Here is a 20,891-nt window from a genome sequence, read left to right as displayed (position 1 = left end):
CGCGGGTTTATTACAGGACGATACCGAAGCGGTCTATAGATCCTTTCCCCGCTCTTTGCCCGGCCCATCGCCGAGCAGTGTGTGAGGCTCCGCACCGCGTGCTGCGCGGGGCTCTGGGCCGGTCACCGCGCCGGACTGATCGCCAGGCTCTGCGCCGGGTTGTGTGCCTGCGTCCTTCGCGCGTTGGTGAAGGCGTTCGCTCCGGGAAGCCTGCTTCACCGCCGCCGCGATGCGTTCTACGTCGCCCCGTTCGCCGGGCGGCAGCGGCGCTCCGACCGACTCCCTCATGGCAGCGGCCTCGCCCAGCGACCGCCCGGCCTCCTCGTGCTGCCCGCCGAGCGCCAGTGCGCCCGCCAGGCCCTCCAGCGCCAGGGCGATGGCCCGCGGATCGCCCACCCTGCGGGCCACCGCCAGACCCTGGCGCTGCAGGTCCAGCGCGCCCGCCGCGTCGCCGCGCTGCTCGGCGACGAACCCCAGCTCGGCCAGGATCAGGGCCGCGCCGGGATCGCCGTTCACGTCCTCGACCCAGCCCAGCCAGGCGCGCAGCCGCCGCTCCGCCTCGTCCAGCCGTCCCTGCCTGCGCGCCCCCAGCGCCAGGCCCAGCTCGGCGAACTCCTCCGCCGGCCGGTTCGACTGCGCCACGGCCAGCAGCCGCGCCCGTTCGTGATAGTCGTCGGCCCGCGTGTGGTCGCCGGTCAGCATCGCGATACGGCCCAGCCGGGACAGCGCGTCCGACACCGAGCTCCACAGCTCCAGCTCCTCCGCCATGCCCAGGATCTCCCGGCGCAGCGCCATGGCCCGGTCGTAGTCGCCGGTGATCTCGGCCAGCATCGCCAGGTTCTCCGCCGCCCGCAACTCGCCCCACCGGTCACCGGTCCGCCTGAACAGCGCCAGCCCCTGCTCGGCGTGCTCGCGCAGCCCGGCCAGATCGCCCCGCAGCGCGGAGTGACGGGCCAGCACGGTCAGCGCGGCGGCCGTGCCCCAGGTGTCGTCCAGCTCGCGAAACTCCGCCAGCGCCGCCGCCAGCAGCGCCTCGCTGGCCGCGGCTTCCTCGTAACCGAGCAGCGCGAACCCCGCGAACCACCGAGCGGTGGCCCGCCTACGCGGGTCCTCGATCGCCGCGAACCACTCCCGATCCAGAGACACGAGCCGCCCCGCCAACAGCTGAAACCCAGCCAGCCACACCTCGGCCTCAGCCGCGCCCCGATCGCCGGGACGCACCTTGACCCCCGCCGTTCCCTGATCGCCGGGACGAGCCACGGACAGGGCCGACTCCAAGGCCCTACGACCTTCACCCAGTCTGCCGCGCAGCACCCAGTACCAGGCCATGGAGTTCACCAGCCGGAGCGCATCGCCGGGGATGCCCTCGCGCACCGCCGCCTCCAGTGCCGTCCTGAGATTCGCGGCCTCGCCGTCCAGACGTATGAGTGCGCCGCACTGCTCGGGTCCGCGCAGGCGCGGCTCCAGCTGAACGGCCAGGGCGGTGTAGTAACGGAGGTGCCTGAGCCGTACGGCGGTCAGCTCACCGGCCTCCTCCAGCCGCTCCTGGCAGTAGGCGGCCACCGACTCCAGCAGCCGATACCGCGGCTCCGCCCCCTCACCCGCCGGCCCGTGACCCGGCTCCTGGGCGGGGACGCGGGTCACCAGCGAGCGATCGACCAGGCGGGCCAGCAGGCCGAGCACGTCCAGGCCAGGCTCGGCGCAGACCTCCTCGGCCGCCTCCAGCGTGCAGCCGTCGGCGTGCACGGACAGCCGCCGCAGCACCACCCGCTCGGCGTCCGACAGCAGCTCCCAGCTCCAGTCGATCATCGCCCGCAATGTCTGCTGCCTGGCCGGCGCGCCGCGCAGCCCGGAGGCGAGCAGGCGGAAGCGGTCGTCGAGCCGCTCGGCGAGCTGTCGCGGGGTCAGCGCCCGCATCCTGGTGGCGGCCAGCTCCAGAGCCAGCGGGATACCGTCCAACCGCGCACAAATCTCCGCCACATGATCGTCGACCCCCACGTCATCTCGGGTGTCGATCCCAGTGCCGAGCTCTGAACCGGTCCCCGCACCGGTCCTTACCGGGGTTGTGGTGGGGGTCTTGAGACCGGCTCGGGTTGTGAAGAGTTCGATGGCGGCCGCGCGGTCGAGCGGCGGCACGCTCCACAGAGCCTCGCCCTCGATCCGCAGTGCCTCCTGGCTGGTGGCGAGGATGCGCAGTACGGGGGCGGCCCGCAGGAGCCGGTCGGCCAGCGCCGCCACCTGTTCGACGACGTGCTCGCAGTTGTCCAGCACCAGCAGCGTCCGCCCGGACCGCAGGGTGCCGGGGAGGCGGTCCAGGATGCCGCCGGGGGCGTCGTCACGCACGCCCAGCACGTCGGCGATCGCCTCGGCCACCTCGACGACCCCCGCCCCCGCCCCGAGCGAGGCCAACTCCACCAGCCACACCCCACCGTCGATGCTCTCACCGTCGATGCCCTCACCGTCGGAGTCGCCGCCGTCGGAGTCGCCGCCGTCCAAGCGCTTGGCCGCCATGGTGAAGCGGGAGCCGGCACTGGGCCCGGTGCCGAGCCCGACGCCGGGATCGACGCGGGGATCGGCGCGGGGATCGGCGCGGGGATCGGCGCGGGGATCGGCGGCGGCCAGGGCGAGGCGGGTTTTGCCGACGCCTCCAGGGCCGGTGAGGGTGACGAGGCGGTTGGCGCGCAGTAGGGCTCGTACCTCGGTCACCGCCTCGTAGCGTCCCACCAGGCGGGTCAGTGGCGCGGGGAGGTTCGTGCGGGGTCTCGCGGAAGGCGCGGCGAGGGCCGGGTCTCGCGACAGGATCGACTGGTGCAGGGCAGTCAGCTCAGGCCCGGGGTCGAGCCCCAGCTCATCCGCCAGCAGTCGCCGCAGTTCCCGGTGGCTCGCCAGGGCCTCGCTCTGCCGTCCGGCCAGGTAGAGCGCCCGTACGTGGGCGGCGCGGAGCCGTTCCCGTAGCGGATGGGCGGCGACGAGGGCGGCCAGGTCGGCGGCGAGCAGGCCGTGCTCGCCCACCGCCAGTGGTTCCTCGGCCAGCTCCTCCTCGGCCACCAGTCGCTGCTCGTCCAGCCGCGCCACGGCCGCGCGGGCGAACGGCTCGTCGGCGAACTCCGCGTACGCTCCGCCGCGCCACAGCCCTAGGGCCTCGCGCAGCAGCGAGGCGCGTACCTCCAGGTCATTCGTGCGCTGGGCGCGCCCGAGCAGCGCCTCGAAGCGGCCGGCGTCCACGGACCCGGGCTCGGCCCGCAGCACGTAGCCAGGCGCCCGGTACGCCACCAGCTCCCGTTCGCCCAGGGCCCGGCGCAGTTGCGAGACCTTGACCCGCAGCGCGGCGGCGGCCCCGGCTGGCGGGCGGCCGTTCCAGAGGTCGTCGATCAGCCGGTCGGCGGAGACGGGCCGGCCGGCGTGGATGAGGAGCACGGCCAGCAGCGCCCGGACCTTGACCTCCGGCACGTGGACCGGCCGCCCGTCCGACGTCCGTACCACGAGCGGCCCCAGCACCCCGAACCGCATCCGCCGCCTCTCCATGACCGACATAACCAACCCAGAACCCGACCATAACCGCCCACCACCAGAGTGGGACGCATCTCCCAATCCACAGGGGGATCCGTCTCTCCCCTTCGCAGGGCGAGACGCGTCTCCCTCATTCGCAGGGGGACGCGTCTCTCCCGTCCGGAGGGTGGGCCGCGTCTTCCTCATCCACAGAGGGGAAACGTGTCTCTCCCATGCTCAGGGCGCGGGCGCGTCTCCACTCCTTCGTAGAGGGGGGACATGTCTCTCCCCTCTACAGGTGTGGACGCATCCCTCTCATTCCATAAGGAACGCTGATATGTCGGAAAATATCTCCTTTCTCGGTCTCGGGCTCATGGGCACCGCCCTCGCCAGCAGCCTCCTGGCCGCCGGCCACCACGTCACCGTCTGGAACCGCACCCCATCCAAGGCCGAGCCCCTGGTCGCCGAGGGCGCCGTCTACGCGGACACCCCGGACAAGGCCGTGGGCGCGAGCACTCTGGTGATCGTCTGCCTGCTCGACCACGCGTCGGTCACGCAGACCCTGGACGGCACGCCGCTGGCGGGCCGGGCCGTGGTGAACCTCACCAACGGCCGTCCCGTCGAGGCCAGGCAGACGGCGGACTGGGTGGCCGAGCGCGGCGGCGACTATCTGGGCGGCGGCATCATGGCCGTCCCCCCGATGATCGCCAAGCCGGGCGCGCTCATCCTCTACAGCGGCTCCCGTACGATCTACGACCGGTACGAGCCGGTGCTGTCGGTAGTGGCCGAGCCCCGGTTCACGGGCGCGGACCCCGAGTCGGCGCCGCTGCTCGACATGGCCATGCTGACCGGCATGTACGGCCAGATCGCCGGTTTCCTGGAGGCCGCCGCCCTGGTGAGGTCCGCCGGGCTGCCGCTGCGCGACTTCGTCGCCACGCTGCTGACCCCGTGGCTGAACGCGATGGTCGCCCAGCAGGCCACCTGGGTCGACAGCTTCGAGTCGGGCGACCACAGCACGGAGGTGTCCAACCTGGAGATCAACCGGGCGGGCCTGGAGAACCTGGTCCGCACCTTCCGCGAGCAGGGCGTCAAGCCGGACCTGCTGCTGCCGCTGAAGACCGTCATCGACCAGCGCACCGCCCGGGGGCTGGGGAACGAGGGCCTGTCCGGCCTGATCGAAGAGCTCTGAGAGAAGAGCCCCGAGAGAAGAGCCCTGCGAGAAGGGCCCTGCGAGAAGAGCTCTGATCGCGCACGGGGCGCACCACTCCAGGCGCCGGGCCTGAGCTCGGACGTCAGGTCGTGCGGGGGCGGAAGGCGGCCAGTGGGATCGGCAGCCACGAGGGGCGGTTGCGGGCCTCGTACACGACCTCGTACACCGCCTTCGACAGCTCGAACGCCCGCAGCAACGCGGCGTCCGCATGATCGATCACGCCGCCGCCCTCGATGTACCCGTCCAGGAAGGCGGCCCGGTTGCGGTCGGCCCACTCCTGGGCCCGGGGCTCCAGCTCCGCGGCCTGGGAGTGCCCGGCCAGCAGGTGCCTGGCCGCGTAGTCGAACGAGCGCAGCATCCCCGCCACGTCACGCAGCGGCGAGTACAGCGCCCGGCGCTCGTTCAGCGGCTGGCCCGGTTCGCCCTCGAAGTCCAGGATCACCCAGTCGGTGGGCGTGCGCATGACCTGGCCGAGGTGGTAGTCGCCGTGAACCCGCTGCACGGGCACCGCGCTGGTGAGCAGCTCCACCTGGTGGTAGACCTGCTCGATGAAGCTCACGTGCTCGCGCAGCTGGGGCACCTCGGCCACGGACAGCCCGAGCCGCCGCCGGAACGACTCGGCCATCCGCTTGACCTCGTGCACCTCGATCACGCCCGTGGGGAATGCCTCGGCCAGCTCGTGGTGCACGCGCGCCGTGGCCGTGCCCAGCCGGCGCGACTCCGCGGCGAAGTTCCCGCCCGCCTCGCTGGCCGGCACCTGGGGCAGGCTGGCGTACAGGTCGCGGACGCTGGTCAGGGCCAGGTCCCAGCCGTCGTTGGCGGGGGAGAGGAACTCCTGCATGATCGCCAGCGTGGTGCCCGTGCCGTCGAGGTCGGTCTCGATCCAGCCGTACGGGCGCGCGATGTGCGGGGCGTTCCTGGCGGCCAGGGCGGTGATGATCTCCAGCTCCGGGTTGACCCCGGGGATGAGCCGGCGGAAGAGCTTGCAGATGTAGGCGTCCCCGTACACGAGCGAGGTGTTGGACTGCTCGGCCCCCAGCACCACGCTGCGCGGGGAGGTGTCGATGGTGACGCCGGGCACGGGGCGCATGCGCAGGCCCCCGCGGGTCTCGTCGTGGGCCATGCCGTCGAGGAGCAGGCCCATGCGGTCCGCGTCGTGGACGGCGTCGTAGAGGTAGGACTCGCCGATGGTCCCGATGAGGGCGTGGTTCAGGCGGTCGGGGATCTCGTTCCGCTCGCCCAGCAGCACCTGGTAGCGGTCGCGCGAGCCCTCCTGCCACACGGCGATGATCAGATGTCGCAGTCCGGGCGACAGCTCGACGTCGGAGTCGATCGACAGCTGGTCGATCGGGCGCCCCTTGCCGCCGAACCAACGCTGGCGGCCGATCCATGCGGCAAGGAGCTCCTCAAGCACGTCCTACTCCTCCTGGGTGATGGCCGGCGGGAGTGTGAACCAATAGAACCCATGCCCGGGAAGCGTCAAAAGATACGGAAGTTCGCCAATTGCCGGAAATGGTACGCCTCCCATGGTTTCCACAGGGGAGACGCCCACAAACCTCCGCAGGTCGAGTTCGACGGGTTGCGGGAATCGTGACAGGTTGTTCACGCAGAGCATCCGGTCGTCGCCCAGTTCCCTGACGAAGGCGAGCACGCTCGGGTTGGAGGAGTTGAGCTCCGCGTAGCCGCCCAGCCCGAAGACGGGGTGACGCTTGCGAATCTCGATCATGCGCCGGGTCCAGTGCAGCAGCGAGCCCGCGTTCTTCTGCTGGGCCTCGACGTTGATGCCCTGGTAACCGTAGATCGGGTCCATGATGACCGGCAGGTAGAGCCGGCCCGGGTCGCAGTCGGAGAAGCCCGCGTTGCGGTCGGGGTCCCACTGCATGGGCGTACGCACGCCGTCGCGGTCGCCGAGCCAGATGTTGTCGCCCATGCCGATCTCGTCGCCGTAGTAGAGCACGGGGGATCCGGGCAGCGACAGGAGCAGGGCGGTGAAGAGCTCGATCTGGTTGCGGTCGTTCTCCAGCAGAGGCGCGAGGCGGCGGCGGATGCCGACGTTGGCCCTCATGCGGGGGTCTTTGGCGTATTCGGTGTACATGTAGTCGCGTTCTTCGTCCGTGACCATTTCGAGCGTCAGCTCGTCGTGGTTGCGGAGGAAGATCCCCCACTGGCAGTTTTCCGGAATTTTCGGTGTTTGTGCCAAAATTTCGGAAATGGGGTAGCGCGATTCCCGGCGGACGGCCATGAAGATGCGCGGCATGAGCGGGAAATGGAAGGCCATGTGGCATTCGTCGCCGCCACCGACCGGATCGCCGAAATACTCCACGACGTCCGACGGCCACTGGTTCGCCTCGGCCAGCAGCACGCGGTCGGGGAACAGCCGGTCGACCTCCGACCGGATCGACTTGAGGTATTCGTGCGTCCGCGGCAGGTTCTCGCAGTTGGTGCCCTCCTCCTCGAAGAGGTAGGGGACCGCGTCCAGCCGGAACCCGTCGATGCCCAGGTCCAGCCAGAAGCGCAGTACCTCCAGCATCGCCTCCTGCACGTCCGGGTTCTCGTAGTTGAGGTCCGGCTGGTGGTGGAAGAAGCGGTGCCAGTAGTACTGGCCGCGGACGGGGTCGTAGGTCCAGTTGGACGTCTCGGTGTCGATGAAGATGATCCGGGCGTCCTGGTACTTCTCATCCGTGGACGACCAGACGTAGAAGTCGCCGTACGGTCCCTCGGGGTCGTGCCGGGACGCCTGGAACCAGGGATGGGCGTCACTGGTGTGGTTCATGACGAGGTCGGCGATGACGCGCATGCCGCGCTTGTGGGCCTCGTCGACCAGTTTCACGAAGTCCCCGAGGTCGCCGAACTCGGGCAGGATCTTCATGAAGTCGGCGATGTCGTATCCGCCGTCGCGCAGCGGCGACTCGTAGAGCGGCAGCAGCCAGAGGCAGTCCACGCCGAGCCACTGCAGATAGTCGAGCTTGCTGATGAGACCTCTGATGTCGCCGGTCCCGTCGCCGTTGGAGTCGGCGAAACCCCTGATCAGGACCTCGTAGAAAACCGCCCGCTTGTACCAATAGGGGTCGCGCGGCTTTTCCTCGTCAAAGGTGTTGGGAATGGGTGTGGAGCTCATGAGCCGCCCCGCAGGTGGCTCATGACGGAGGCGCTATCACACACGTTGAAGACTCCCCGCTGAATTCAGTTCTTACCGTGGCGCGGCTCGGACGGTGAGAATGTGGGCAGGCTGGATATGGGGGTCGAGGCGTACGTAGTTACGCTGCCTCCAGCGGTAGGACTCTCCGGAGAGTTCGTCGTCGACGACGAACTCCGCGTTCCAGTCGAGACCTATGGCGGGCAGGTCCAGATCCACCGTCGCCTCGTGGGTGTGGTGCGGATCCAGATTGATGACCGCCAGAACGACGTCGCCCAGGCCCTGCCTTCGTGTGGCGGGATCATAGGCGCCGGGAAGTCGTTTCGAGAAGCAGACGATGTCCGGTTGGTCGACCCTGTGGAACCGTAGGTTACGCAATTCCTGCAGCGCCGGATGCGCTCTTCGGAACAAATTGAGATGGGTGATGAAGGGGGCGAGGCTCCATCCTTCGCGCTCAGCCGTCACCCAATCGCGGGGTTTGTATTGATACTTCTCGCTATCCAGATATTCCTCGCTTCCCGGGCGCACCGGCACGTTCTCCCCGAGCTCGTACCCGGAATAGACACCCCAGGCGGGCGAGGCGAGCGCGGCCAGCACCGCCCTGATCTTGAACGCCGGGACGCCGCCGTGTTGCAGGTATTCGTGGAGAATGTCCGGAGTGTTGACGAACAGGTTGGGCCGCAGGTAACTCGACGTCTCCTGGGCGAGCTCCGTGAGGTAGGACTCCACATCGTATTTGGAGTTTTTCCAGGTAAAATATGTATATGACTGGTGATAGCCGGTCTTGGCCAGCATGCGCATCATCGCCGGCCGGGTGAACGCCTCCGACAGGAAGATCACGTCGGGGTCGGTGCGATGGACGTCCGCCAGCAGCCGCTCCCAGAAGGCCACGGGCTTGGTGTGCGGGTTGTCCACCCGGAAGATGCGCACCCCGTGGTCCATCCAGTGCCGCAGCACCCGCTTGACCTCGTTGTAGATCCCCTCGGGGTCCTTGTCGAAGTTGATCGGGTAGATGTCCTGATATTTCTTCGGCGGGTTCTCGGCGTACGCGATCGAGCCGTCCGCCCTGACCGTGAACCACTCGGGGTGCTCCTTGACCCACGGGTGGTCGGGAGAGCACTGCAGGGCGAAGTCGAGCGCGATCTCCATGCCCAGCTCGCGGGTACGGCCGACGAACACGTCGAAGTCGTCGAGCGTGCCCAGGTCGGGATGCACGGCGTCGTGGCCGCCGTCCTCGGAGCCGATCGCCCAGGGAGAGCCGGGCTCGTCGGGCTCGGGGCTGAGCGTGTTGTTGCGCCCCTTGCGGTACGTCGTGCCGATCGGGTGGATGGGCGGCAGGTAGACGACGTCGAAGCCCATCTTGGCGATGGCGGGCAGCCGCTTGGCCGCAGTCTGGAAATTTCCGGACTTGGAGATGCCGTTCTCGTTCACCACCGCCCCTTCCGACCTGGGGAAGAACTCGTACCAGGAGCCGTAGAGCGCCCTGCGCCGGTCCACCCTGATCTTGTGGGACTTCGACCTGGTCACCAGCTCGCGGAACGGATGCGCCTCCAGCAACGCCGCGGTCTCGGGCAACTGGACGATCGACAACCGCGCCCGTGGGTCCAGGTCCTCGTCACGCAGCGTCGCGGAGATTGACAGCAGCGCCGCGCGATGGCCGCAGTTGGTGGCGCCGTTGCCGTTCTGCCTGGTCCGGCCGTCACGCGTGGCCTTGCCGGCCGGGGCGACCTGGCCGCCCGCGCAGTCGGCGGGCCGCACGGCCTTGGCCGCCCGCTCGAACAGCCGGGCGCCCTCCTCGCACATGAGATCGACGTCCATGCCGCGCGGGATCTTGATCTCGGCGTCATGCAGCCACGTGCCGATCGGATCACTCCAAGCCTCCACGCGGAACAGCCAGTCGCCCTCGGCCGGCAGGCATACGTCGACACCCCAGCGATCGGTGCCGGGCGCGAGCTCGCGCATCGGTCTCAGGCGCCCGCGCTGCCCGTCGGGCGAGGTCAGCACCACGCCCGACGCCACGGCGTCGTGGCCCTCTCTGAACACGGTCGCCGAGACCTGGAAGGTCTCGCCGGCGACCGCCTTCGCGGGCCATTGCCCGCAGTCGACGACGGGGGAGATGTCCGTGATGGGAATTCGTCCGATCATCGCATTCAAGGGTTTGCGGCGGCACTCCCGGTACCGCCGGAGGCTTTCCCTGGCAGGAACGATCCTTGCAGATAAATTGTGGACAGCAGCGGATAGACCTCCCTTGTGTGTCTGCGGGAAGGTCCAACAACCTGGAAAGTTGCCCCAATAGTCCCTCTTCATGCTTGTTCCCGGAAGGGGTTTGAAGGGGCTTGATGGGGGTGAAGGACTCAGAGGTCCCTCCTAGCCCGTAGGGTGCAGAAACGTGAGAGCTATCCGCCGGTTTACCGTCCGCACCGTCCTGCCCGCGGAGCTGGCCGCCCTCGGCGAGCTTGTCCAGAATCTGCGGTGGTCATGGCACCCCGAGACGATGGACCTCTTCGCGGAGGTCGACGCCGGCCTGTGGGAACAGGTCGGCCACGATCCCGTGGCCCTGCTCGGCGCTGTCAGCCCGGCCAGGCTGAGCGAGCTCGCGGCCGATCGGCGCTTCCTGCGCCGCCTCGCCGACGCCGCGGACGACCTGCGCGAATACATGACCTCTCCGCGCTGGTACCAGACGCTGCCCGACAGCGCCCGGGCCATCGCCTACTTCTCTCCCGAGTACGGCATCGCCGCCGCGCTGCCGCAGTACTCCGGGGGCCTCGGCATCCTGGCCGGAGACCACCTCAAGGCCGCCAGCGACCTCGGCGTGCCGATCCTCGCGGTGGGCCTGCTCTACCGCCACGGCTACTTCACCCAGTCCCTGTCGCCCGAGGGCTGGCAGCTTGAGCACTACCCGTCGCTCGACGCGGGCGGTCTGCCGCTGACCCTGCTGAAGGACGCCGAGGGCACGCCGGTCAAGATCCGCCTGGGCCTGCCCGACGAGCGCGAGCTGCACGCCCAGGTGTGGGTGGCCCAGGTCGGCCGGGTGCCGCTGCTGCTGCTCGACTCCGACGTGGCCGAGAACGACGCGGCGGCCAGGGACATCACCGACCGCCTCTACGGCGGCGGCACCGACCACCGGCTCATGCAGGAGCTGCTGCTCGGGGTCGGCGGCGTCCGCGCGATCAGGGCCTACTGCAAGATCACCGGCCACGCCGAGCCCGAGGTCTTCCACACCAACGAGGGCCACGCCGGGTTCCTCGGCCTGGAGCGCATCCGCGAGCTCACCGAGGCGCGGATGTCGTTCGACGAGGCGCTGGAGGCGGTGCGCGCCGGCACGGTGTTCACCACGCACACCCCGGTTCCGGCGGGCATCGACCGCTTTCCGATCGACATGATCGAGCGGCACTTCGGCGGGGCGGGCGCCTGGCCGACCGTGCCGGTCGAGCGGATCCTGGCGCTGGGCAAGGAGCCCGACCCCAGCCGGTTCAACATGGCGGTCATGGGCATGCGGCTGGCCCAGCGCGTCAACGGCGTGTCCGTGCTGCACGGCGAGGTCAGCCGCGACATGTTCAAAGATCTTTGGCCGGGATTCGATCTGGACGAGGTGCCGATCGGATCGATCACCAACGGCGTGCACGCACCGACCTGGGTCGGCAGGGAGTTCATGGAGCTGGCCGGGCGCGAGCTGCCCTCCCTGCTGGAGCGGGCCCGCGGCTGGGAGCACATCCAGAAGATCTCCGACGCCGACATCTGGCAGATCCGCGGCACGCTGCGCAAGCGGCTGGTCGAGGGCGCCCGCGTACGCCTGCGCAGGTCGTGGCGCGAGCGCGGGGCCTCCGACGCCGAGCTCGGCTGGATCGACGACACGCTCGACCCCGACGTGCTGACGATCGGGTTCGCCCGGCGGGTGCCGTCGTACAAGCGGCTCACGCTCATGCTGCGCGATCCCGCACGGCTGACCGAGCTGCTGCTCGATCCCGACAAACCCGTACAGATCGTGATCGCCGGCAAGGCCCACCCGGCCGACGAGGGCGGCAAGAAGCTGATCCAGCAGATCATCAAGTTCGCCGACCGGCAGGACGTCCGCCACCGCATCGTCTTCCTGCCCGACTACGACATGACCCTCGGCCAGCTCATGGTGCAGGGCTGCGACGTCTGGCTGAACAACCCGCTGCGCCCGCTGGAGGCCTCTGGCACGTCGGGGATGAAGTCCGCGCTGAACGGCGGGCTCAACCTGTCGATCCGCGACGGCTGGTGGGACGAGTGGTACGACGGCACCAACGGCTGGGCCATCCCCACCGCCGACGGGGTGGCCAACCCCGACCGGCGCGACGAGCTGGAGGCTGCCGCCCTCTATGACCTGATCGAGCATGAGGTGTCCGACCGCTTCTACGACCGCGGCCCCGACGGCCTGCCGCGCCGGTGGATGGAGATGGTCAAGCACACGCTGGCCTCGCTCGGGCCCAAGGTGCTGGCCGGACGCATGCTGCGCGACTACGTGGTGACGCTCTACAACCCGGCCGCCGCCTCCGCCCGCGCGCTCAGCGCCGACTCCTACGCGCCGGCCAAGGCGTTCGCCGCCTGGCGGGTCCGGGTGAACCGGGCCTGGCCGGGCGTGCGGGTCGAGCACGTCGAGGCGGCCGGCGTGGGCGACACCCCGGAGGTCGGAGCCTCGATCGAGCTGCACGCCACCATCGCGCTCGGTGACCTGGAGCCCGGCGACGTGCTGGTCCAGGCCGCCTACGGCAAGGTCGGGCCGCACGACGAGCTGGTGCACCCGGTCTACTCCACGCTGTCGGTCTCGTCGGTGGACGACGACGGGCGGGCCCACTACACCGGCGCGGTGCCGCTCGACCGTACGGGCGCGTTCGGTTACACCGTGCGAGTCGTCCCGCACCACCCGCTGCTGGCCACCCCGGCCGAGCTGGGCCTGATCACCGTGCCCGAGGAACCGGCGGGCATGACGAACGGAACATTGCGCTGACAAGCGGCATAATCACAGGGTGGACGACAGCGGGAACGGCCTGCGGGCCGACACTCTGGTGGCCACGGTTCGCGGTGTGCTGCCGTCGCTGACGCCAGCCGCCCAGACCGTGGCCCGCCTCATTCTGGAAGACCCCGCGACGGTGGCGAGGAGCACCATCACCGAGCTCTCCGCCGCCTCCGGCACGAGTGAGGCGACGATCGTGCGCACCGCCCGGTTGCTCGGCTTCGCCGGATATCCGCAGCTCAGGCTGGCCTTAGCCGCGGCCGCCGCGCAGCCGGACCGGCTGGTGCCCGGCGACCTCGCGCCCGACGACCCGCTGTCGGAGGTCATCCAGAAGGTGGCCAGGGCCGAGTCGGAGGCGATCAACGACACCGTCGCCCAGCTCACCTCCGAACGGCTCGGCCTGGTCGTCGACGCCATCGTCGGCGCCCGGCGGATCGACGCCTACGGGGTCGGCGCCTCCGGGCTGGTGGCCGAGGACGTCGCCCAGAAGCTGCTGCGCATCGGTCTGTCCAGCCACGCCTTCCAGGACGCGCACCTGGCGCTGACCAGCGCCGTGCTGCTCAAGGACGGCGACGTGGCCATCGGCATCAGCACCTCCGGCGAGACCCCCGACGTGATCGAGCCGCTGAGCCGGGCCAAGGAGGCCGGGGCCACCACGGTCGCGATCACCAACAACCCCCGCTCGTCCATCGCGGAGCTGGCCGAACACGTGCTGATCTCGGCCGGGCGCGAGACGGAGTTCCGTCCCGGCGCCCTGGCCAGCAGGATCAGCCAGCTCCTCGTCGTCGACTGCGTGTTCGTCGGCGTCGCCCAGCGTACGTTCGACTCCTCTCAGGAGGCGCTCGCGAGCACCAGGCGCGCCGTCAAGGAGTTCACCCGGAGAACGTCACCCGCACGTCGTCAGCCTTGACGAACATCACGCGGTGGCCGAACTGGATCTGCAGGTACTTCGTCTTGCCCCGCACGACCTTGTGGTCCTCCAGGTTGAAGGTGACCGCGCGGTAGTACTCGGTGGCCGCCTGGCCGGCGAGCGTGTACTTCTCGCCCGCCGAGAACGTGTACTGCAGCGGCGTCACCGCCTGGTACGGGATGCCCTCCGGATAGGCCGACTCCTCCGGGTAGGCCCGGCCGAACACCGGCACCGTCGCCTTGCCCGGCTTCGGCGTGACCACCAGCCCCATCGACGGGACGGCGGTCGGAGCGCTCCTTGGGTTGTGGAACCACGCCTTCTGCCCGAGGTACCAGATGGCCGTCCAGTCACCCTGGCGCTCGGCCACGGCGAAGCGCTGGCCGGTGCTGGCGCGGGCGCTGTGGTCGTAGACGCTGTAGAGGGAGTCGCCGGTCGGGTGCTTGCCGATGTCCTTGACCAGCGGCGCGTCCTCGCGCGGCTCGGTGCGCAGCCAGACGGTGTGGGCGCTGGTCGGCGGGCAGTCCGCCTCCGGGTTCTGGCGGTCACAGCCGTAGAAGTGCGGCTTGTTCGTGGCGAAGTCCGGCTTGATCATGACCGAGCCGGCCCTGGGACCGCCGAACGCGTGCAGCGGCGCGCCCATGAGCTGGAAGTAGTGCGCCCAGTCCCAGAACGGGCCCGGGTCCTCGTGCATGCCGCGCACGGTCGTCGGCAGGGTGCCGGAGACGTTGTCGTGGCCCAGGATGTGGGCGCGGTCGAGCGGCACGCCGTGCCGCAGCGCCAGGTAGCGGACCAGGCGGGCGGACGAGCGGTACATCGCCTCGGTGAACCAGGTGCTGCCCTCGGCCAGGAAGCCCTCGTGCTCGATGCCGATGGACTTGGCGTTGACGTACCAGTTGCCGGCCTGCCAGGCGACGTCCTTGGTCTTGATGTGCTGGGCGATGTGGCCGTCGGAGGAGCGGACGGAGTAGTGCCAGCTCGCGCCGTAGTTGGGGTCCTGGTTGAGGCGGATGGAGGGCAGGAAATATCCCTCCATGTCGTGGATGATGATGTATTCGACCTTCTGGCTGGACGGCCGGTTCGCCAGGTCGTAGTGCCCGTAGTCGTCGTTCGGCAGCTCCTGGTACGCGGACGGGATCCACTCACAGGAGATCGAGGCCGGGCACTCGATGCCGTCGGGGCGCACCGGCGGGCGCAGGCCGAGCTTCTCCAGCCACTTCTCGATCTTCGTCAGGCCCGGCACGGCCGGCAGGGCGACCCGCTGACCGTCGTCGGTCGTGCGCGCGGCCCCTTCCTTGATCGTGGCGAAGACCTCGTCGGCGAAGAACTTGGCCGCCCCCGACTCCTCGGCGCCGGAGTACTTCGCCACGGCGCCGTACCACTGGCCGGGGTCCTCGCTCAGCGGCGCGCCCAGCGTCTTCTGGTAGTCGGCCAGCAGCGCGGCTCCGCCGCGGATGTTGGCGGCGTCGTCGGTACGCAGCCGCTCGTGGCTCTCGCCGGTCAGCGCGGCGGCGCGTTCCATCGTTCGCAGCGAGGCCGGGATCTCGGCCGGCGCCGGTCGCTCGGCCGGGGGCGCGAGGGGGCGGGTGTCGTCGCCGCGGGCGTCCTCCTCGCCCTCGTCGTGATGGTTGGAGGAGGTGAAGGCGGCGGCGTCGGTCAGGTGCATGGGCCCGAACCCGGCGTCGCTGGAGGGCCGGCCGGCGTGGGCGTCCCACCGGGACTCAAGGTAGGAGACGCCCAGCAGCACGCTCTCGGGCACCTGGAACTCCTTGGCGGCGGCCGCGAAGGCCTGCTGCCGGTCCGGGGGCTGCTGGGCGTGAGCCGTGCTCATGTTGACTAAGGGCAGCAGGGCGACGAGTGAGGCCGCCATCAGTATTCTGCGCATGAACCACTCCTCGGGAGCTGGGGGGCGCGTCGTGCAGTTCAGCGTCTCAACATTTTCCTTCGCAGGCGAGATCTTTGCGAAGATATTTTTCATCCCTTAACGGGCGTGACCGCCGGACCGGATCCCTTGATCGTCTGGCCGGGTGGCTGAACCGGGTGGTCGCTCAATCGGGGCGGTCACCGTGGCGGGCGGCAACCGGTGGTCGCTCAACTGAGGTGATCGCCGTGTCGGGTGGCCGAACGGCGGTCGCTCAATTGGCGTGATCACCGTGCCAGGACCGCCACAGGGACGCGTACGCGCCGCCCGCCGCGACCAGCTCCTCGTGTGTGCCCAGCTCGGTCAGCCGCCCGTCCCGCATGACCGCCACCCGGTCCGCGTCATGAGCCGTCTGGAGGCGGTGGGCGATGGCGATGACCGTACGGCCCTCCAGCACCGCGGCCAGGGCGCGCTCCGTGTGGCGGGCCGTACGCGGATCCAGCAGCGCGGTCGCCTCGTCCAGGATCAACGTGTGCGGGTCGGCCAGCACCACGCGAGCCAGGGCCAGCTGCTGGGCGCGCGCGCCGTCCGGGTGGTGCGGCCCGTGGCGCAGGTCGGTGTCCAGCCCGTCGGGCAGCTCGTCGAACCAGTCGGCGCCCACGGCGGCCAGCGCCGCGCGCAGGTCGGCGTCGGTGGCCTCGGGGGCGGCGATCTGGAGGTTGTCCCGTACGGTGCCCAGGAACACGTGGTGCTCCTGGGTGACCAGGACGACCCGCTCACGGAGCAGCCCAGGGGCCAGGTCGGCCACGGGGACGCCGCCGACCGCGACGGAGCCCGTACGAGGGGCGTCCATGCCGGCCAGGAGCCGGCCCAGCGTCGTCTTGCCCGCCCCCGACGGGCCGACGATGGCCAGCCGCTCGCCGGGTCGGACGCTCAGCTCCACCTCGTGCAGCACGTCGGGTCCGCCGTCGTAGGCGTAGGACGCGCGGGAGACCTCCAGCCGATCATCCACGGGCACCGAGGACCCACCGGCCGCCGCGCCCCCCGAAATCCGGCCCTGCCCCTCGGACGCCGGATCCTTGGACACCGGGTCCTCGGATGTCGGGCCCTTGGACGCCGGGCCCGCGGGTGTGGTCCCTGGGGCGGCGCCCAAGCCTTCCACACGGGCGAAGGCGGCGCCGCTGCTCTGCAGCTCCTCCAGCCGTTGCAGGACGATGTTCAGCGGCTCGGAGAGCTGGCGCAGGTAGAGGGCGGAGGCGACCACCGTGCCCAGCGTCATCGCGGACGGGTCCCGCATCGTGAGCGCGCCCCCGACCAGCAGCACGGCCGCCACCGGGATCGCGTACGAGACGTCCACCACCGGGAAGAGCACACTGCGCAGGAACAACGTCCTGGTCCTGGCCCGCCGGGACTCCTCGACCGTCCGCCGGCAGGCCATGAGACGGCGGTGTTCGAGCCTGAGCGCCTGCACGGTGCGGGCGCCCGTCGTGGTGGCGGCCAGTTCCTCGGCCAGTGCCGAGCTGGCGGCGCCCTCCTCCAGATACGCCCCGAGCGCCCGGCGCAGGTACCAGCGGGAGGCGAACCAGATGCCCGACAGCCCGATCACCCCGCACGCGCCGAGCAGCGGGTCCAGCACGAAGACGGCGGCCAGGATGAACAGCGCCTGGACGGAGGCGATGGCCACGTCGGGGCCGGCGTCACGCAGCGTGGTCCCGACCGCCGCCACGTCGGTGGTGCCCCGGGTGGTCAGGTCGCCGGTGCCCGCCCGCTCGACCACCGAGGCGGGCATGGCCAGCGCGCGCTCGGTGAACTGCTCGCGGATCCTGGCCAGCGTACGTTCGCCGAACCGATGGCCGACGTAGCTCGCGTAACGCGCCAGCAGCAACTGCACCACGGCGCAGCCGAGAATGGCCAGCGCCAGCCGGTCCACCGTGCCGGCGGAGGCGCCGGCCTTGACCTCGTCCACGATGCGGCCGAGCAGCCACGGCGCGCCCAGCCCCGCGACGGCGGCCAGCCCGTTGAGCACGAGCATGGCGCCGAACGCCCGCCCGTCCAAGCGAACGAGCCGCACCGCCGCCTTACGCGTCTGCGCGGGCCCGGCGACAGGCAACCCACCACGCACCCCCAGCGACGCCCGGCTTCCCGGCCGCCCTCCTGCACGGCTCGCCGGGCGGTCTTCTGGGTTGCTCGCCGGGTGGTCTTCTGCGTCGCGTCCCGACTGGTCTCCGGCGTCGTTCACCGGCCGGCCTCCTGTGGTGTGATGCCGGTTCGGCTGCGCGTGCCAGGGCCGGCGGGCACCTCGGCCGGGCCTCCTGTGCCGGGCATGTCGGCCGGACCTCCTGTGCGGGGCCCGCCGGGCGCTCCGGATGGGCGGCCGGAAGGGTGGCCGGAAGTGGGTGGGCCGTCGGTTCGGCCGTTGGTGGTCGTGTCGTCCGGGTTGTCGTCTTCTGCGCCGCGTGAGACCAGCGCCCGGTAGCCGGGCTCCTCGCGCAGCAGATCGTGATGGGTTCCCGAGGCCACGGCCGTTCCGTCGACCAGGTAGTACACCCGGTCGGCGCGGTCCAGGACGAGTGGGGAAGTGCTGGTGACGACCGTGGTGCGGCCGGCTCGTATGGTACGCAGGCGGGCGGCGACCGTGGCCTCGGTGTGGGCGTCCAGGGCCGAGGTGGGCTCGGCGGCGAGCAGGATCTCCGGGTCGGCCAGGAGCGCGCGGGCCAGCCGCACCCGCTGCCGCTGCCCCCCGGACAGGTTGTGGCCCTGGGCGGAGATGGGGGAGTCCAGGCCGTGCGGAAGCGCCTGCACGATGTCCTCGGCCAGGGCCGCGTGCACGGCTCGCTCGACGGCCGCGTCGTCGGGCTCCCGGCTGCCCGCGATGACCTCGCGTAACGTGCCGGCGAACAGGTGGGCCTCGTTGTCCGCCACCAGGATCCGCTCCCGTAGCGCCCCCCGATCGACATCCTCAAGCCGCACCCCACCCCAGGTCACGTACGAAGTGGTCTCGGTATCGAACCCGCCCAGGCGGTCGAGCACCGCCGCCGAGTCCGCCGCTCGCGCGCTGACCAGCGCCGTGATCAGCCCGGGAGTGATCTCCACACCGGACGTCGGATCGTGCAGAGCGGCCGGCGCGGCAGGCGGCGCAAGGTCGGCACCACCCGGCGACGCACCGGTGGGCGCGCCGGCCTCGGGGCGGAGGTTGAGGAAGTGGATGACGCGGCGGGCCGCGACCAGGCCGCGGCTGAGGTCGTAGCCGCCTTCGACGAAGAACGAGACCGGCACCACCAGCACGGCCGCGTACCCGTACAGTGCCACCAGTTCCCCGACCGTGATCTCCCCCTGCGCGGCCATCCGGGCGGCCAGCCACGTCACGCCCCCGAGGAAGAGCGTCGGCAGGCCCACCCCCAGCGCGTGGATCCAGCTCGTCACCGCCCCCACCCGGTACCCCTGCTCGCGCAGCTCCCGCGAGCCGCGCCGGTAGCGGTCGGCGTAGACGTCCTTGCCGCCGATGCCGTTGAGCACCCGCAGCCCGCCGGCGAGGTCGGCGAAGCGGGCGGCGAGTTCGCCCTGCCGTCCTCGATAGGCGGTCTCGGCGCCGCGCAGTCGTCCCAGCAGCGGCCCGAGCACGCCGACCAGCAGCGGCACCCCCAGCAGCACCACGGCGGCGAGCAGCGGTGAGACCGACAGCAGCAGCCCGGCCACCACGACGTAGGCCAGCACCGCCCCGACTCCCGGGCCGGTGATGGTGAGCGTCTGGGCCATCACGGCGGCGTCGGCGGCGCCGATCGTGACGACCTCCCCGGCCGTCACCCGGCCGGGCAGTGACGCGCCGAGCCGGGTCGCGTGCAGGGTCACCGCCTCCACGGTCCGGTAGGAGGCGTCCAGCCGCACCCTCGTCATCGTCCGGTGGCGCATGATCGCCAGCCAGGCGTTCAGCAGCCCCGCGCCGAAGACGGCGGCCACCCACCAGGCCAGTACGGGGTAGCGCCCCGTGGACAGCCCGTCGTCGATGGCCCGCGACAGCAGGTAAGGAGGCAGCGTCAGGCCGACCATCCAGGCGGTCCCCAGCGCCGCCCCGGCCAGGATCCGCGCCCGCTGGCTCGTGACCAGCCACCACAGATAGCGCCCTGGGTCGCGGACGTCGGGAGTTCCCGGATCGATGAGGTCTTCCGCCATGCATCGCACAGTAGCCGGGAGGACCGACGGTCTCGCGGCCAGGTCAGGGCACCAGTACGACCTTGCCCGTGGTCCGCCTCGACTCCAGCGCCGCGTGCGCCGCCGCGGCCTCGGCGAGCGGGAACGTCTGCACGGCCGGCACGAGCGTGCCCTCGGCCGCCGCCGCCAGCGCCCTGACCTCGTACGCCGGACGTTCGGCTTGCTGACCGAGCAGGAGCAGCAGGGCGTTGGTCACGCTCAGCCCGCGCGAGGCGACCAGTCCCGGGTCCGGCTCGATGGGCCGCTGGGAGGCGTTGCCGATGGTGAGGCACCGGCCCCCGTCCGCGAGCAGCTCGAACGCCGCCCGCGCCCGGTCCCCGCCCACCCCGTCGAGCAGCGCGGTGACCTTCCTGCCGCCGAGCAGGTCGGCGACCCGCTGCTCCCAGCCGGGCTCGTCGTAGTCGACGGCGAGGTCCGCGCCCAGCTCGCGCACGGCGGCCACCTTGGCCGGCCCGCCCGCCGCGCCGATCACGTGGCAGCCCAGGCGGCGGGCGTACTGGACGAGGAGCCGGCCGACGCCGCCGGCCGCCGAGGTGACGAGGACCACGTCGGCGGAGCTCAGCGCGGCCACGTCGAGGAAGTGCAGCGCGGTGACCCCCGTGACGATCATGGCGACGGCGGACGCGTGATCGACGCCGTCGGGGACGCGGTGCAGGGCCGTCAGGTCGGCCACCGCCAGCTCGGCGTACCCGCCGGGCCGCCCGCCCGAGGTCACGACGTCACGCCCGATCCAGGCGGGGTCCACGTCCGGTCCCACGGCGTCCACGGTGCCGGCCACCTCGCCGCCGAAGATCGACGGCAGCTCGGGCAGCGGCGGCAGCGGCGTCTGCGAGTCGCTGGTCCCGCCCTTGCGCAGCATCGTCTCGACCAGGTGCACGCCGGCCGCCTTGACAGCGATGCGCACCTGGCCGGGGCCCGGCTCGGGATCGGGGACGACCTCGTAGCTGAGGTTCTCGGCCGGGCCGAAGGAGTGCAGGACGACGGCGTGCATGGGTGGCTCCCTGAAAGTCGGTGTCGTGCCCACCCTTCCTCCTCAACCAAGGTTGAGGTCAACCGCACATGGCCGGGCGGCGGCTAGGGCACCGGCGACGGCGGGCGCCC

Annotated in this window: 11 protein-coding genes; 3 read left to right on the top strand and 8 right to left on the bottom strand. The window is 70.9% G+C overall.

Annotated features, from left to right (window positions below; all coding sequences use genetic code 11):
* Positions 1-33 precede the first annotated feature (33 nt).
* Positions 34-3,510, bottom strand: coding sequence for an AfsR/SARP family transcriptional regulator (locus tag ABFX54_RS33270; protein ID WP_346110546.1), 3,477 nt, complete (start codon positions 3,508-3,510; stop codon positions 34-36).
* A gap of 316 nt (positions 3,511-3,826) precedes the next feature.
* Here ABFX54_RS33270 and ABFX54_RS33265 point away from each other — a divergent pair, with 316 nt between their 5' ends.
* Positions 3,827-4,678, top strand: coding sequence for an NAD(P)-dependent oxidoreductase (locus tag ABFX54_RS33265; RefSeq protein WP_346110545.1), 852 nt, complete (start codon positions 3,827-3,829; stop codon positions 4,676-4,678).
* Between the two features lie 103 nt (positions 4,679-4,781).
* Here ABFX54_RS33265 and ABFX54_RS33260 read toward each other — a convergent pair whose 3' ends face one another.
* The 3 genes from ABFX54_RS33260 to ABFX54_RS33250 form a co-directional block, all read right to left on the bottom strand.
* On the bottom strand, positions 4,782-6,113 hold the full coding sequence (locus tag ABFX54_RS33260) for a maltokinase N-terminal cap-like domain-containing protein (protein WP_346110544.1): 1,332 nt from the start codon (positions 6,111-6,113) through the stop codon (positions 4,782-4,784).
* Positions 6,114-6,116: 3 nt separating this feature from the next.
* On the bottom strand, positions 6,117-7,817 hold the full coding sequence (treS, locus tag ABFX54_RS33255; RefSeq protein ID WP_106249444.1) for a maltose alpha-D-glucosyltransferase: 1,701 nt from the start codon (positions 7,815-7,817) through the stop codon (positions 6,117-6,119).
* A gap of 72 nt (positions 7,818-7,889) precedes the next feature.
* Positions 7,890-9,980 (bottom strand): alpha-1,4-glucan--maltose-1-phosphate maltosyltransferase, encoded by a 2,091-nt coding sequence (locus tag ABFX54_RS33250; protein WP_346110543.1) that lies wholly within the window; start codon positions 9,978-9,980, stop codon positions 7,890-7,892.
* 244 nt (positions 9,981-10,224) lie between these two features.
* Here ABFX54_RS33250 and glgP point away from each other — a divergent pair, with 244 nt between their 5' ends.
* Together glgP and ABFX54_RS33240 are read left to right on the top strand one after the other, a co-directional pair.
* Positions 10,225-12,807, top strand: coding sequence for an alpha-glucan family phosphorylase (gene glgP / locus ABFX54_RS33245; protein WP_346110542.1), 2,583 nt, complete (start codon positions 10,225-10,227; stop codon positions 12,805-12,807).
* A gap of 19 nt (positions 12,808-12,826) precedes the next feature.
* Entirely contained in the window at positions 12,827-13,723 is an 897-nt protein-coding gene (locus tag ABFX54_RS33240; RefSeq protein WP_106249441.1) for a MurR/RpiR family transcriptional regulator, read from the top strand.
* On the opposite strand, the gene ABFX54_RS33235 is transcribed toward ABFX54_RS33240, so the two are convergent.
* The 4 genes from ABFX54_RS33235 to ABFX54_RS33220 form a co-directional block, all read right to left on the bottom strand.
* Positions 13,686-15,605, bottom strand: a complete 1,920-nt coding sequence (locus ABFX54_RS33235; protein WP_346110541.1) for an N-acetylmuramoyl-L-alanine amidase — start codon at positions 15,603-15,605, stop codon at positions 13,686-13,688. The two genes, ABFX54_RS33240 and ABFX54_RS33235, sit on opposite strands and share 38 nt — an antisense overlap.
* A 250-nt stretch (positions 15,606-15,855) precedes the next feature.
* On the bottom strand, positions 15,856-17,652 hold the full coding sequence (locus ABFX54_RS33230; protein WP_346110540.1) for an ABC transporter ATP-binding protein: 1,797 nt from the start codon (positions 17,650-17,652) through the stop codon (positions 15,856-15,858).
* A gap of 164 nt (positions 17,653-17,816) precedes the next feature.
* Positions 17,817-19,751 carry an ABC transporter ATP-binding protein gene (locus ABFX54_RS33225; protein ID WP_346110539.1) on the bottom strand — a complete coding sequence of 645 codons (1,935 nt, stop codon included), beginning with the start codon at positions 19,749-19,751 and terminating at the stop codon, positions 17,817-17,819.
* A gap of 43 nt (positions 19,752-19,794) precedes the next feature.
* Positions 19,795-20,781, bottom strand: a complete 987-nt coding sequence (locus tag ABFX54_RS33220) for a zinc-binding dehydrogenase (protein ID WP_346110538.1) — start codon at positions 20,779-20,781, stop codon at positions 19,795-19,797.
* Positions 20,782-20,891 lie beyond the last annotated feature (110 nt).

It is taken from the genome of Nonomuraea maheshkhaliensis, assembly GCF_039529435.1.
Lineage (GTDB): Bacteria > Actinomycetota > Actinomycetes > Streptosporangiales > Streptosporangiaceae > Nonomuraea > Nonomuraea maheshkhaliensis.
The sequence above is the reverse complement of the archived record's forward strand: the minus strand, read 5'-3'. Positions and strand labels throughout refer to the sequence as shown.

Bases quoted from the DNA above. Each gene is read 5' to 3' on its own strand.
- ABFX54_RS33270 (WP_346110546.1), bottom strand. From the start codon at position 3,510: ATGCGGTTCGGGGTGCTGGGGCCGCTCGTGGTACGGACGTCGGACGGG.
- ABFX54_RS33265 (WP_346110545.1), top strand. From the start codon at position 3,827: ATGTCGGAAAATATCTCCTTTCTCGGTCTCGGGCTCATGGGCACCGCC.
- treS (WP_106249444.1), bottom strand. From the start codon at position 7,817: ATGAGCTCCACACCCATTCCCAACACCTTTGACGAGGAAAAGCCGCGC.
- ABFX54_RS33250 (WP_346110543.1), bottom strand. From the start codon at position 9,980: ATGATCGGACGAATTCCCATCACGGACATCTCCCCCGTCGTCGACTGC.
- ABFX54_RS33235 (WP_346110541.1), bottom strand. From the start codon at position 15,605: ATGCGCAGAATACTGATGGCGGCCTCACTCGTCGCCCTGCTGCCCTTA.
- ABFX54_RS33225 (WP_346110539.1), bottom strand. From the start codon at position 19,751: ATGGCGGAAGACCTCATCGATCCGGGAACTCCCGACGTCCGCGACCCA.
- ABFX54_RS33220 (WP_346110538.1), bottom strand. From the start codon at position 20,781: ATGCACGCCGTCGTCCTGCACTCCTTCGGCCCGGCCGAGAACCTCAGC.